We start from the raw sequence: 12,650 nt of genomic DNA, 5'->3' as shown, positions 1-12,650 counted from the left end.
ATGCTTCACGATGACAAACCGTCGTGCCGCGTCAACCGTTCCGCGCGGCCTCCACCACGCCGGTCACGCCGTCCCATGCCCCCGGACGAAGCGCAACGCCCAGGACCCGCTCGGGGTTGGTGGGCGGCGGCATCTCGACGCCGGCCAGCAGGGCAAAGCCGAAACGGGCGTAATAGGGCGCGTCGCCCACCAGCATCACCCGCGCCTCGCCCATCGCCTCGGCGCGCGCCAGCGTGTCGCGGATCAGCGCGCCACCCAGCCCCTCGCCCTGCGCGGTGGGATGCACGGCCACCGGCCCCAGCAGCAGCGCGCGCGAGCCGCCCACGCAGACCGGCCAGTAGCGGATCGCGCCGCCCATGTGTCCGCTTTCGTCGCGCGCCACCACGCACAGTGCTGCGATCGGCGCCACGCCCTCGCGCAGCCGGTAGGACGACAGCGCCTGCCGCCCCGGCGCGAAGCAGGTGTCGTAAAGCGCCTCGACCTCCCAGCCGTCGTCGCGCGTTTCCTGTGCAAGCGTAAACACGCGACCCCCCGTGCAATCCGGCGCAAGCGGCCGTATCACGGGTCCGACAGACGCGCAAACCGGAGACCACCCCGCATGTTCTACCGCCCCGAAGACGGCCACGGCCTGCCGCACAACCCGTTCAACGCCATCGTGACGCCGCGCCCCATCGGCTGGATCTCGACCCGCGGGTCGGACGGGCAGGACAACCTCGCGCCCTATTCGTTCTTCAACGCCGTGGCCTACGTGCCGCCGCAGGTGATGTTCGCCTCGACCTCCGCCAAGGAGGACCGCGGCGACACCAAGGACAGCGTCGCCCAGATCCGCGACACCGGCGTGTTCTGCGTCAACATCGTCGAATACGCGATGCGCGACGCGATGAACGCCACCTCGGGCGCCCACCCGCGCGAGGTCGACGAATTCGCCCATGCCGGCATCGAAAAGGCGCAGTGCGAGACCATCGACTGCCCGCGCGTGGCGAACGCCCCCGCCAACTTCGAATGCAAACTGACGCAGATCGTGCAACTGCCGGGCGAGGCGAACTTCGCCGTCTTCGGCGAGGTGGTCGGCGTCCACATGCGCGACGATTGCGTGGTCGACGGCACCTTCGACGTGCTGCGGTTCAACCCGCTGTCGCGCATGGGCTACCGCGACTACACCGTCGTGCGCGAGAAGTTCTCGCTCAAGCGCCCCGGCGAGTGACCCCGCCGCCCGACCGAAAGGACCAACCATGACCGCAACCATGATCGGCGTGATCGGCGGATCGGGCCTCTACCAGATCGACGGACTGGAAGATGCGCGCTGGCAGGCGATCGACACGCCCTGGGGCGCGCCCTCGGACGAGATCCTGACCGGCACTTTGGGCGGGGTGCCGATGGCCTTCCTGCCGCGGCACGGGCGCGGCCACGTGCACAGCCCCACGACCGTGCCCTACCGCGCCAACATCGACGCGCTGAAACGCCTCGGCGTGACCGACGTGGTGTCGGTCTCGGCCTGCGGGTCCTTCCGCGAGGAATACGCGCCGGGCCACTTCGTCGTCGTCGACCAGTTCATCGACCGCACCAACGCGCGCGAGCGGTCGTTCTTCGGCACCGGCTGCGTGGCGCATGTCTCGATCGCGCACCCCACCTGCGCCCGGCTGTCGCGGACCTGCCTGAATGCGGCGCAGGCGGCCGGCATCACCGTGCATGACGGCGGCACGTACCTGGCGATGGAAGGGCCGCAATTCTCCAGCGTCGCGGAATCGCGCATGTTCCGCGCCTGGGGGGCGGACGTGATCGGCATGACCAACATGCCCGAGGCCCGCCTCGCCCGCGAGGCCGAGCTTTGCTACGCCAGCATCGCGATGGTCACCGACTACGACAGCTGGCATCCCGACCACGGCGCTGTCGACATCACCGACATCATCGCAACCCTGACCGGCAACGCCGGCAAGGGCCGCGCGCTGGCCCGCGGCCTGCCCGATCGGCTGGGACCAGACCGCGCCCCCTGCCCCTGCGGCTGCGACCGCGCGCTGGATCACGCGATCCTCACCGCGCCGGAAAAACGCGACCCCGACGTGGTGGCGCGACTGGATTCGGTGGCGGGCCGCGTGCTGCGCGGGTAAGCACGGCACGAACCGGAACGACAGGGACCGACCATGAAGAAAGACGTCCGCGACTACATCCGCACGATCGCCGATTTCCCGCACGAGGGCATCCTGTTCCGGGACGTGACGACGCTTTTCGCCGATCCGCGCGGTTTCCGCATGGCGATCGACCAGCTGCTGCACCCCTATGCGGGCGTGCGCTTCGACAAGGTCGTGGGGCTCGAGGCGCGCGGCTTCATCCTGGGCGGCGCCGTGGCGCACCAGCTCTCGGCCGGCTTCGTGCCGATCCGCAAGAAGGGCAAGCTGCCCGGCACGGTGATCTCGCAGGAGTACAAGCTGGAATACGGCGAGGCGATCGTCGAGATCCACGACGACGCCATCAAGCCGGGCGAACGCGTGCTGGTGGTCGACGACCTTTTGGCGACCGGCGGCACCGCCGAGGCCGGCATCAAGCTGATCGAGCGCCTCGGCGGCCAGATCATCGGCTGCGCCTTCATCATCGACCTGCCCGACCTCGGCGGCCGCAGACGGCTCGAGGCGCTCGGCATGGAAGTGCACGCGCTCTGCGCCTACGAGGGGATGTAACCCCGTCCCCCGCGGCAGGTCGCGCGCACTGACGGCCCGGCATCGGGCCGCGACGCGGGCCCGAAGGCCCGCGCCTCGCGCTCAGGCGACCTCGACCGCCGCCGGCGCCTTCGCCGCGTCGGCCGCGTTCTGGTCGATGAAGCCCAGCACGAGCGGCCGGATGTTGTTGCGCCAGCTCTTGCCGGCGAAGATGCCGTAATGGCCCGCCCCCGGCTCGACGTGGCTGGCCTTCTTCGAATCCGGCAGCCCGGTGCACAGGTCCAGCGCCGCGACGCATTGCCCAGGCGCCGAGATGTCGTCCTTCGCGCCCTCGACGGTCTTGACCGCCACCCGGGTGATCGCGCCCATGTCGACCTTGTGGCCGGCGACGACGAACTCGTTCTTCGCGATCTCGCGGTTCTTGAAGATCCGCTCGACGGTCGACAGGTAGAACTCGGCCGGCATGTCCATCACCGACAGGTATTCGTCGTAGAAGCGGTTATGCGCGTCGTGATCGCTCGCCTGGCCGCGGGCGATGCGCAGGATCTGGTCGTTGAACGCCTTCGAGTGCCGATCCGCGTTCATCGACACGAAGCTCGCCAGCTGCAGCAGGCCCGGATAGACCATCCGCCCCACGCCGGGATACTTGAAGCCCACGCGCTGGATCATCGTCTCTTCCAGCTGGCCCATGGTCACGCGCGCGCCGAAATCGGTGACGTCGGTGGGCGTCGCGTCCGGGTCGATCGGCCCGCCGATCAGCGTCAGCGTGCGCGGCTGCGCGTCGGGGTCCAGCTCGGCCAGGTAGGCCGTCGCCGCCAGCACCAGCGGCGCCGGCTGGCACACCGCGACCACGTTGGTCTCGGGACCGAGATGCCGCATGAAGTCCATGACGTAGAGGGTGTAGTCCTCGACATCGAACTTGCCGCAGCTGACGGGGATGTCGCGCGCGTTGTGCCAGTCGGTGACGTAGACCTCGCAGTTCACGATCAGCGACTTCACGGTCGAGCGCAGCAGCGTCGCGTAATGGCCCGACATGGGCGCCACCAGCAGGATCTTGCGCTTCTGCTCCGGGCGGCCGACCACGTCGAAATGCAGCAGGTCGCCGAACGGCTTGCTGACCACGGTGTCGACGCTGACCAGGTGGTCGCGGCCGTCGTCGCCGGTGACCGTATGGATGCCCCAGTCGGGCTTGGCCGCCATGCGCTCGAAGGACCGCTCGGTCACCTCGCCCCAGGCGCCCCACCAGCGGATCGCCGGGTTGGGCAGCATCGCCATGCCGGGATACGAGGCCAGCGTGCGCGCGGTTGCGCCCAGCCACTGATTCGTGTTGCGCATGGTCTCCATCAGGTCGTATGTCGCCATGTAGCGCATGGGTGTTCCTTTCATTCGTCCGGCCACGGGCGTCCGGAAACGTAAAGCGGCCGATCCCGGCCCCGAGCCAATTCGTCGCTTTGCCCCCCAAGCCGGCGACGATATTCTGCACCTGCAAAATAGGGGGAGAAATCCGCAATGGCAATGAACGACGACGACACGGGCGCCCGCCGTGCCCGGCTCGACGCGAACATGGCCCGCGTCGAGGAACTGTCCCAGCGCCTCGTCGCGGCCCTTGCGAACCGCAGGCCGACCCCCACCGCGCTCAGTGGGCCGGACCCGTCGCTCTATGCCAAGGCGGCGCAGGCGTACTGGCACGACTGGATGCACAACCCCGCCAAGATCATCGAGCAGCAGGCCCAGTACTGGGGCAAGACGATGAGCCACTTCATCGAGGCCCAGCAGGTGCTGGCGCAGGGCAAGCTGGCCGCGCCCGAAGACCCCGGCCCCAAGGACAAGCGGTTCTCGAACCCGCTGTGGGACGAACACCCGTATTTCAACTTCATCAAGCAGCAATACCTGATCAATTCCGAGACCGTCGCCAACGCGGTCGAGCAGATGGACGATCTCGATCCGCTGGAAAAACGTCGCGTCGGCTATTTCGCGAAACAGATCGTCGACATGGTCGCGCCGACGAATTTCCTGGCCACCAACCCCGACGCGCTGATGAAGGCGATCGAGACCGACGGCGAAAGCCTGGTGAAGGGGATGGAAAACCTCGTCAACGACATCGAGGCCAACAACGGCGAGTTGATCGTGCGCCTGGCGGACGAATCCGCCTTCGAGATCGGCCGCAACATCGCCACGGCTTCGGGAGAGGTGATCTTCCGCAACCGCATGATGGAGGTGATCCAGTACGCTCCGACCACCGAGACGGTGCACCAGACCCCGATCGTGCTGTTCCCGCCCTGGATCAACAAGTTCTACATCCTCGACCTGAAGCCCAACAACAGCCTGATCCGCTGGATCGTCGACCAGGGCTATACCCTGTTCGTGGTCAGCTGGATCAACCCCGGCAAGGGCTACGCCGACACGGGCCTCGAGGATTACATCGAGGACGGCTACCTCAAGGCCATCGAGATCGCCAAGGAGGTCAGCGACACCAGGCAGGTCAACGCGGTCGGCTACTGCATCGCCGGCACGACGCTGGCGCTGGTCCTGTCGCTGTTGAAGAAACGCGGCGACAAGTCGATCAAGTCGGCCACCTTCTTCACCGCGCTCACGGATTTCTCGGACCAGGGCGAATTCACCCCCTTCCTGCAGGAAGACTTCGCGCAAGGCATCGAATCCGAGATCAACGCCGAGGGCGTGCTGCCGTCGTTCATCATGGCGCGCACGTTCTCCTACCTGCGCTCGAACGACCTGATCTACGGGCCTGCGATCAAGTCCTACATGATGGGGGAAACCCCGCCCGCCTTCGACCTGCTCTACTGGAACGGCGACGGCGCGAACCTGCCGGGCAAGATGTTCATGCAGTACCTGCGCGGATTGTGTCAGGACAACGCCTTCGCCGAGGGCCGGTTCGAACTGATGGGAGAGGTGCTGGACGTGGCCGATGTGGACGTGCCGCTGCTCTCGGTCGCGACCGAGGGTGACCACATCGCCGCGTGGAAGGACGTCTATCGCGGCGTGCAGATGATGAAGTCGCGCTCGAAGACCTTCATCGTCGGCCAGTCCGGCCACATCGCCGGGATCGTGAACCCGCCCACGAAGAACAAGTACGGCCATTACACCAACGACGACCTGTCGTTGTCCCCGGCCGAGTGGCTCGAGGGCGCGGAACGGCACGAAGGCTCGTGGTGGCCGCGCTGGGAAGCCTGGCTGAAGAAGCGCGCGGGCAAGCAGGTTCCGGCCCGCGAACCGGGCGCCGATTCGCGCTATCCGGTGGTCTGTCCGGCCCCCGGCACCTACGTCAAGCTGAAGGCCGCGCAGCAAAACCAATGAGTTTCGGTGACTTAGGGGAAACTTGCCGCAGCGCAGCAATTCCCCTTGAAATGCTGCGCTGCGGCATGCATATTCCTCTCAGCCAAGCGGAAGGCGGGGTGGGCCCGCCGGACACTCGAGACGGAAAAGGATCGATATCATGGCCAAAGCACAAGACATCAACACGATGATGAAAGACATGATGGGCGCGTTCCCGAAGGACATGATGGGCTCGTTCCCGGTGGACACGAAGGCGATGGAAGATGCCTTCAAGACCACCGCGACCATGAACGAGAAGCTGTCGACCGTCGCGCTGGAAGCGGCCGGCAAGTCGACCGAGATCTCGGCCAAGTGGACGCAGGACACGCTGAACCGCATGTCGGACATCGCCAAGGCGAAGGCCGAGCCCTCGGATTATGCCCGCGCGATGACCGAGTTCGCGTCCGCCCAGGCCGAGACCGCAGCCGAGCACATGGCCGCCTTCGCCGAGATCGCGAAGAAGGTCCAGATGGACACGGTAGAGCTGATGATGGCCGCCGGCAAGAACTTCTCGGAAGACGCCTCCGCCGCGATGAAGAAAGCCACCGACGACATGACCGCGAACGCCAAGAAGGCGACGACCGCCGCGGCAAAGTAAGCGGAAAACGGGTTTTGCGCCCATCCCTCCCTGACGGCGCAATCCTGCGGGCGGGTTCTTCGGAACCCGCCCTTTTCGTATCCGGGGTTGCAGGATCGAGCGCCTCCGGCGCGCAGGATCAGCCGGCCCCCGCCTGCGGCGGAAATGCCGGCGATGCGCCCGGCCGAGAGGGCACGAAAAACCCCGGCCCGCACGTCTGGCAGGCCGGGGTTTAGATGGTTCATCTCAGGGCCGCTTTTCCCGACTTCCTGAAGGAAAGGTAAAAGCGTCCCTGCAAGTCCTTGATATCGTTTAGGCGCCTTGGTGTCCCACCGTGGGACACCCGGTCTCAGACGATCGTGGCCTCGGTCTTTTCGCGGATCTCGTCCTCGGTCACGCCGTCGGCGCATTCCACGATTTTAAGCCCGCCCTCGACCACGTCGAGCACGCCCAGGTTGGTCACGATCCGGTTCACCACCCCCGTCCCGGTCAGCGGCAGGGTGCAGGCCTTGAGCAGCTTCGGCTCACCCGCCTTGTTGGTGTGGTCCATCACCACGATGACCCGCTTCACGCCGGCCACCAGGTCCATGGCGCCGCCCATGCCCTTGATCAGCTTGCCGGGGATCATCCAGTTCGCCAGATCGCCGTTCTCGGCCACTTCCATCGCGCCCAGGATCGCCATGGCAATCTTGCCGCCGCGGATCATCCCGAAGCTGGTGGCGCTGTCGAAGAAGCTGGTATGCGGCAACTCGGTGATGGTCTGCTTGCCGGCATTAATGAGGTCGGGGTCTTCCTCGCCCTCGTAGGGGAAGGGGCCCATGCCCAGCATGCCGTTTTCCGATTGCAGCGTGACCTCGACCCCCTCGGGGATGTAGTTGGCCACCAGCGTCGGGATGCCGATCCCGAGGTTGACGTACATGCCGTCTTCGAGTTCCTGCGCGGCCCGCGCCGCCATCTGGTCACGATCCCAAGGCATCAGGCGCCCTCCGGTTTGGGGTGGAAGATCCGGCCGACACGGCCTTCGCGGGTGTCGACGTCGCCCAGACGGTAGCCATTGCCCTCCGCCAGATCGGCGAGCGAGTGGTGCCCAGTGTCCATCTCCACTTCGCGCTCTTCCATTTCGATGAAAACCTCTCCGGCGCCGCTGTCGCGCAGGAGTTTCTCGATATCGCTCGCCTTCAGGGCCATCATGCTTCCTCCCGATTGCGCACGGTGCGCTGTTCGATCCGCTTTTCGTGCTCGCCCTGCACGATCCGATGCACGTAGATGCCCGGCAGGTGAATGTGGTCCGGGTCAAGCGTGCCGGGCTCGACGATCTCCTCGACCTCCATCACGCAGACCTTGCCGCACATCGCCGCCGGCGGATTGAAGTTGCGCGCGGTCTTGCGGAAGATCGCGTTGCCGGTCGTGTCGGCCTTCCACGCCTTGACGATGGCGAGGTCGGCGAAGATTCCCTGCTCGAGAATGTAGTGTTCTTCGGCGCCATCGGGGCCGGTCGGAAAGACTTTGACCTCTTTGCCCTCGCCGATCTGGGTGCCGTAGCCGGTCTTGGTGTAGAAGCCCGCGATGCCCGCACCGCCGGCGCGCATCCGCTCGGCCAAGGTGCCCTGCGGGTTGAATTCCAGTTCGAGTTCACCGCCGAGATACTGGCGCATGAATTCCTTGTTCTCGCCCACGTAGGACGACATCATCTTTGTCACCTGGCGGGATTCCAGCAGCTTGCCGAGACCGAACCCGTCGACGCCCGCGTTGTTCGACGCGATCGTGAGGTTCTTCACGCCCGACGCGACCAGCGCGTCGATCAGAAGCTCGGGGATGCCGCAGAGGCCGAAGCCGCCCGCCGCGATCAGCATGTCGTCGCGCAGCAGCCCGTCGAGCGCCTCGGCGGCCGAGCCATAGACCTTCTTCATACATCGTCTCCCTGAATGGCTGGATCGCGCGTGTTTTCGCGCCTGCGGCGCGCGAAGTCAACGCGCCGCCTGGTCAGAGGCGGGGCGCGATCTACTCGGCCGCGTCGCTCTTGGTCGAGCCGGCGGACTTCTTCGTCGCGGTCTTCTTGGTCGCCGTTTTCTTGGCCGCGGGTTTCTTCGCAGCGGGTTTCTTCGCCGCCGCCTTCTTCGGCGCGGCCTTCTTCTTGCCGCCCTTCTTGGCCTTCTCGGCCAGCAGGCCCATGGCAATGTCCATGGTCACGTCCTCGGGCGCGGTGCCGTCGGGGATCGTGGCGTTGACCTTCTCCCACTTCACGTAGGGGCCATAACGACCGTCGAGGATGCTGACCGCGCCGCCCCCTTCGGGGTGTTCGCCCAATTCCTTGAGCGGTTTCGCGGCCGCCCTGCCCCGTCCGCCGGGATTGGCGCGCTTGGCGGCCAGAAGCTCCACCGCGCGGTTCATGCCGATCTCGAAGACGTCCTGCGGGTCCTTCAGGTTTGCATAGACGCCCTTCGGCTCGTCCGGCGCCTGGTGGAAGATGTAGGGCCCGAAGCGGCCGAAGTTCGCCTTCACCTCGCCGCCCTCGGGGTGCATGCCGACGATCCGCGGTAGCGACAGAAGCGTCAGCGCCTTTTCCAGCGTCATCTGGTCGGCCTGCCAGCCCTTGGGCAGGCTCGCGCGGTCGGGCTTCTTGTTCTCCTCGCTCACCTCTCCGCGCTGCACATAGGGCCCGAAGCGGCCGGTGCGCAGGCTTATCTCCTCGCCGTTCTCGTCGACGCCCAGCACGCGATCCTCGGACTCGGCCGCGTCGCCGCCGATGGGGCGCGTGTAGCGGCATTCGGGATAGCGCGAACAGCCCACGAACCCGCCCGAGCGCGACGTCTTGAGATGCAGGCTGCCCTGTCCGCACAGCGGGCAGGTGCGCGGATCGGTGCCGTCCTCGCGCGGCGGGTAAAGCTGCGGCGCCAGCGCGTCGTCCAGCACGTCGAGCACCTCGGCAATGCGCAGGTCCGACGTTTCGGCGATGGCTGCCGAGAAGTCGCGCCAGAACTTGCCCAGCAGTTCCTTGTAGTCTTCCTTGCCGGCGCTGACCTCGTCCAGCTCGTCCTCGAGCGCGGCGGTGAAGTCGTATTCCACGTAGCGCTTGAAGAAGTTCAGCAGGAAGATCGTGACGATCCGGCCCTTGTCCTCGGGGATCAGGCGGTTCTGGTCCTTTCGGACGTATTCGCGTTCCTGGATCGTCGTGACGATGCTGGCATAGGTCGACGGACGCCCGATGCCGAGCTCCTCCATCCGCTTGACCAGCGTCGCCTCGGTGTAGCGCGGCGGCGGCTGGGTGTGGCTTTGCGTGGCAAGCACGGCGCCGTTCTCGGCCAGAACGGCGGCCTCGTGGCGCATCATTCCGTTGGGCGCGGCGGCCTCGACCACCTCGTCGTCCTTGCCGGTGGCCTTGGCATAGGCGCCGGCCAGCGGCGCGTCCTTGGCGAAGGGCGCCTTGTCGCCCTGCGATATCTGCGGCAGGCGCTTGTCGTCGTCCTCGACCGGCTCGTCGCGGCCTTCCTCGTAAACCTTCAGGAAACCGTCGAACAGCACGACCTGGCCGGTCGCGCGCAGGCCGACCTGGCGGTCGTCGCTCTCGATCTCGACGGTGGTGCGTTCCAGCCGTGCCGCCTCCATCTGGCAGGCCAGCGTGCGCTTCCAGATCAGATCGTACAGCTTGCGCTGGTCGGCGTCGGTCAGGCGCAGTGCGGCGGCGTCCTTGCGCATGTCCGTCGGCCGGATGCATTCGTGCGCTTCCTGCGCGTTTTTGGCCTTGTTCTTGTACATGCGCGGCGATTTCGGCACGTAGCTGTCGCCGTAACGCTCCTTGATCGCGTCGCGCGCGGCCATCACGGCCTCGGGGGCCATGTCGATGCCGTCAGTCCGCATGTAGGTGATGTGCCCGGCCTCATAGAGCCGCTGCGCAGCCGACATGGTCTGCCGCGCGCCCATGCCGAACTTGCGGCTGGCCTCTTGCTGCAAGGTCGAGGTCATGAACGGCGCGGACGGGTTGCGGCTGCCCGGCTTGGCCTCGACCGAAGCCACTTGCAGAGCGCGGCTTGAAACCGCCTGCACTGCCATCTCGGCCTGGGTGGCGTTCTCCAGGTCGTACTTGTCCAGCTTCTTGCCGGCCAGCGTCACCAGCCGCGCCTCGAAGGTCTGGCCGCGCGGCGTCGCAAGCTGCGCCTTCACCTGCCAGTATTCGCGCGGGCGGAACGCCTCGATCTCCATCTCGCGCTCGACGATCAGGCGAAGGCAGACCGACTGCACGCGGCCGGCGCTGCGCGCGCCGGGCAGCTTGCGCCACAGCACGGGGCTCAGGTTGAAGCCGACGAGGTAGTCCAGCGCGCGGCGTGCCAAGTAGGCCTCGACCAGCGGCGCGTCGATGTCGCGGGGGTTCTTCATCGCCTCGGTCACGGCGGTCTTGGTGATGGCGTTGAAGGTCACGCGCTTGACGTCGGTCGTCTTCTTGATGCTGCGCCGCTTGGTCAGCGCCTCGCGCAGGTGCCAGCTGATCGCCTCGCCCTCGCGGTCGGGGTCGGTCGCGAGGATCAGCGCGTCATCAGTCTTCAGCGCTTCGGCGATGGCGGCGACGTGCTTGCGCGAATCGGCCCCGATCTCCCAGGTCATGGCGAAATCGTCGTCCGGCGCGACGGATCCGTTCTTCGGCGGCAGGTCGCGGACATGTCCGTAGGACGCGAGAACCGTGTAGTTAGGGCCAAGATACTTGTTGATGGTCTTGGCCTTGGCCGGGGACTCGACGACGACGACGGGCATCTGCTGACTGACCTCTTGGCTTGTTTCCGGGCGCGGAAAGCCCGTGTTCCGGCGTTCAGCCATGTGGGGTCGGACGGGGGCTTGTCAATCCGAAGCCGCCCGGCGGCCCGCCCGACGTCGCGCCGACAGACCGTCTCAGGCGGGCGGCAGCAGGCTGAGAAGGCCACCCGGCTGGCGCAGGACGCGATTGTCGAGCTCGAGGTCAGTCAGCGCCGGCGCGACGTGCCCGGCGGTAGCGCCGAGATCGCGGATCAGCTGATCCTCGGCGATGGGAGACGGCCCGAGGCGGGCGAGGATCGCGTCATGCAGGCGGGCGGTGTCGCGCAAGCTGCGGTCGCGGGGCGGCTGCGGGTCGGCTTGCGGCTCGTCCTCGGACCGCCTGGGGGCGGCCAACGGCTCCAGCGGCAGCACGGACTGCGCCTCGTCCGGCGGCAACGCCTCGAGCACGTCCTGTGCACCGCGCACCAGACGCGCGCCGTCGCGGATCAGGATGTTGCAGCCGCCCGCCCGCGCATCCAGCGGATGGCCGGGCACGGCGAGCACCTCGCGCCCGATGTCCAGCGCGAGCCGCGCGGTGATGAGCGAGCCGGACTTCGCGGCCGCCTCGACCACGACGACGCCGCGTGCCAGACCGGCGACGATCCGGTTGCGGGTGGGGAAATGCCGCGCCTGCGGCTGCACGCCCATCGGCTGCTCGCTGACCCGCGCGCCGCCCTTCGCCGCGATGTCGTCGGCCAGGCGCGCGTTCTCGGGCGGATAGATCATGTCGATGCCGCCCGCCATCACGGCCACCGTCCCGGTGTCGAGCGCGGCCACGTGCGCCGCCGTATCGATTCCGCGCGCCAGTCCCGAGACGACGACGAAACCGGCCTCGCCCAGTTCCGCCGACAGTCGCCGCGCCATCCGGGTGCCCAGCGACGAGGCGTTGCGCGCCCCCACCAGCGCCACCATCGGGCGCTGCAGCGCGGCCGTGTCGCCGATCACCCACAGGAAAGGAGGCGCGTCGGAGAGAGAAGAGAGATCGGCGGGATAGCCTGGCTCGCCCCGGAACAGCATCCGTGCGCCGGCACGCCGGGCTTCGGCCATTTCGGCCAGGGCGGCGGCTTCAGTGCAGGGCTGGTAATTCTCGATTCCGGCGGCACGGGCGACCTGCGGCAGCGCGTCGAGCGCGGCGGCGGCGGAGCCGTGTTCGCCCATGAGGCGCCAGAAGGTAGTCACGCCGACGCGGCGCGAGCGCAAGAGACGGAGCCGGGACACACGGTCGTCTTCCGTGGTGGGTGGGAGTGGGGGGTGAGTGGAAGAATAAATGTCGTCCATCGTCGAGGCCCCGTCGTCTTGCC

General features: G+C 67.2%; 12 protein-coding genes. 5 read left to right on the top strand and 7 right to left on the bottom strand.

All coding sequences use genetic code 11. The features are described from left to right. Positions 1 to 31 precede the first annotated feature (31 nt). On the bottom strand, positions 32 to 523 hold the full coding sequence (locus tag BLW27_RS16990; protein WP_089885134.1) for a GNAT family N-acetyltransferase: 492 nt from the start codon (positions 521 to 523) through the stop codon (positions 32 to 34). A gap of 75 nt (positions 524 to 598) precedes the next feature. Between BLW27_RS16990 and BLW27_RS16985 the strand changes: the two genes are divergently transcribed. From BLW27_RS16985 to BLW27_RS16975, 3 genes are read left to right on the top strand one after another with little or no spacing between them, the layout of a single operon-like run. Next, positions 599 to 1,204 carry a flavin reductase family protein gene (locus tag BLW27_RS16985; protein WP_089885132.1) on the top strand — a complete coding sequence of 202 codons (606 nt, stop codon included), beginning with the start codon at positions 599 to 601 and terminating at the stop codon, positions 1,202 to 1,204. Between the two features lie 28 nt (positions 1,205 to 1,232). Next, positions 1,233 to 2,108 (top strand): S-methyl-5'-thioadenosine phosphorylase, encoded by an 876-nt coding sequence (locus BLW27_RS16980; protein ID WP_089885129.1) that lies wholly within the window; start codon positions 1,233 to 1,235, stop codon positions 2,106 to 2,108. 33 nt (positions 2,109 to 2,141) lie between these two features. After that, positions 2,142 to 2,675, top strand: a complete 534-nt coding sequence (locus tag BLW27_RS16975) for an adenine phosphoribosyltransferase (RefSeq protein WP_089885127.1) — start codon at positions 2,142 to 2,144, stop codon at positions 2,673 to 2,675. 81 nt (positions 2,676 to 2,756) lie between these two features. On the opposite strand, the gene phaZ is transcribed toward BLW27_RS16975, so the two are convergent. Then, on the bottom strand, positions 2,757 to 4,025 hold the full coding sequence (gene phaZ, locus BLW27_RS16970; RefSeq protein ID WP_089885125.1) for a polyhydroxyalkanoate depolymerase: 1,269 nt from the start codon (positions 4,023 to 4,025) through the stop codon (positions 2,757 to 2,759). A gap of 138 nt (positions 4,026 to 4,163) precedes the next feature. On the opposite strand from phaZ, the gene BLW27_RS16965 reads away from it, so the two are divergent. After that, positions 4,164 to 5,969 (top strand): PHA/PHB synthase family protein, encoded by a 1,806-nt coding sequence (locus BLW27_RS16965; protein WP_089885123.1) that lies wholly within the window; start codon positions 4,164 to 4,166, stop codon positions 5,967 to 5,969. A 139-nt stretch (positions 5,970 to 6,108) separates the two neighbouring features. Then, entirely contained in the window at positions 6,109 to 6,585 is a 477-nt protein-coding gene (locus BLW27_RS16960; RefSeq protein WP_089885121.1) for a phasin family protein, read from the top strand. A gap of 328 nt (positions 6,586 to 6,913) precedes the next feature. On the opposite strand, the gene BLW27_RS16955 is transcribed toward BLW27_RS16960, so the two are convergent. The 5 genes from BLW27_RS16955 to dprA all read right to left on the bottom strand — a co-directional run bounded on the left by BLW27_RS16955 (position 6,914) and on the right by dprA (position 12,627). Then, complete coding sequence (locus BLW27_RS16955; protein ID WP_089885119.1) at positions 6,914 to 7,540, bottom strand: CoA transferase subunit B; 627 nt, start codon at positions 7,538 to 7,540, stop codon at positions 6,914 to 6,916. Next, the gene (locus BLW27_RS16950) at positions 7,540 to 7,755 is read right to left on the bottom strand and encodes a hypothetical protein (RefSeq protein ID WP_143042326.1); all 216 of its coding nucleotides are present in this window, start codon (positions 7,753 to 7,755) and stop codon (positions 7,540 to 7,542) included. The genes BLW27_RS16955 and BLW27_RS16950 overlap by 1 nt, the downstream gene beginning before the upstream one ends. Next, positions 7,752 to 8,474 carry a CoA transferase subunit A gene (locus BLW27_RS16945; protein WP_089885115.1) on the bottom strand — a complete coding sequence of 241 codons (723 nt, stop codon included), beginning with the start codon at positions 8,472 to 8,474 and terminating at the stop codon, positions 7,752 to 7,754. The genes BLW27_RS16950 and BLW27_RS16945 overlap by 4 nt, the downstream gene beginning before the upstream one ends. 91 nt (positions 8,475 to 8,565) lie before the next feature. Continuing rightward, a complete protein-coding gene (gene topA / locus BLW27_RS16940; protein WP_089885113.1) occupies positions 8,566 to 11,310 on the bottom strand; it encodes a type I DNA topoisomerase in 2,745 nt (914 codons plus the stop codon). 135 nt (positions 11,311 to 11,445) lie between these two features. After that, complete coding sequence (dprA, locus tag BLW27_RS16935) at positions 11,446 to 12,627, bottom strand: DNA-processing protein DprA (RefSeq protein ID WP_089885111.1); 1,182 nt, start codon at positions 12,625 to 12,627, stop codon at positions 11,446 to 11,448. Positions 12,628 to 12,650 lie beyond the last annotated feature (23 nt).

The sequence above is a fragment of the Citreimonas salinaria genome, from assembly GCF_900107235.1.
Classification (GTDB): Bacteria; Pseudomonadota; Alphaproteobacteria; order Rhodobacterales; family Rhodobacteraceae; genus Citreimonas; species Citreimonas salinaria.
Note: the sequence above shows the minus strand (reverse complement) of the source record. Positions and strands in the feature narration are given on the sequence as shown.

What these genes read in the sequence shown, in the direction of transcription:
- BLW27_RS16985 (WP_089885132.1), top strand. Translation starts at nt 599, where the DNA reads ATGTTCTACCGCCCCGAAGACGGCCACGGCCTGCCGCACAACCCGTTC.
- BLW27_RS16950 (WP_143042326.1), bottom strand. Translation starts at nt 7,755, where the DNA reads ATGATGGCCCTGAAGGCGAGCGATATCGAGAAACTCCTGCGCGACAGC.
- phaZ (WP_089885125.1), bottom strand. Translation starts at nt 4,025, where the DNA reads ATGCGCTACATGGCGACATACGACCTGATGGAGACCATGCGCAACACG.
- BLW27_RS16965 (WP_089885123.1), top strand. Translation starts at nt 4,164, where the DNA reads ATGGCAATGAACGACGACGACACGGGCGCCCGCCGTGCCCGGCTCGAC.
- BLW27_RS16960 (WP_089885121.1), top strand. Translation starts at nt 6,109, where the DNA reads ATGGCCAAAGCACAAGACATCAACACGATGATGAAAGACATGATGGGC.
- BLW27_RS16955 (WP_089885119.1), bottom strand. Translation starts at nt 7,540, where the DNA reads ATGCCTTGGGATCGTGACCAGATGGCGGCGCGGGCCGCGCAGGAACTC.
- BLW27_RS16980 (WP_089885129.1), top strand. Translation starts at nt 1,233, where the DNA reads ATGACCGCAACCATGATCGGCGTGATCGGCGGATCGGGCCTCTACCAG.
- dprA (WP_089885111.1), bottom strand. Translation starts at nt 12,627, where the DNA reads ATGGACGACATTTATTCTTCCACTCACCCCCCACTCCCACCCACCACG.
- BLW27_RS16975 (WP_089885127.1), top strand. Translation starts at nt 2,142, where the DNA reads ATGAAGAAAGACGTCCGCGACTACATCCGCACGATCGCCGATTTCCCG.
- BLW27_RS16945 (WP_089885115.1), bottom strand. Translation starts at nt 8,474, where the DNA reads ATGAAGAAGGTCTATGGCTCGGCCGCCGAGGCGCTCGACGGGCTGCTG.
- topA (WP_089885113.1), bottom strand. Translation starts at nt 11,310, where the DNA reads ATGCCCGTCGTCGTCGTCGAGTCCCCGGCCAAGGCCAAGACCATCAAC.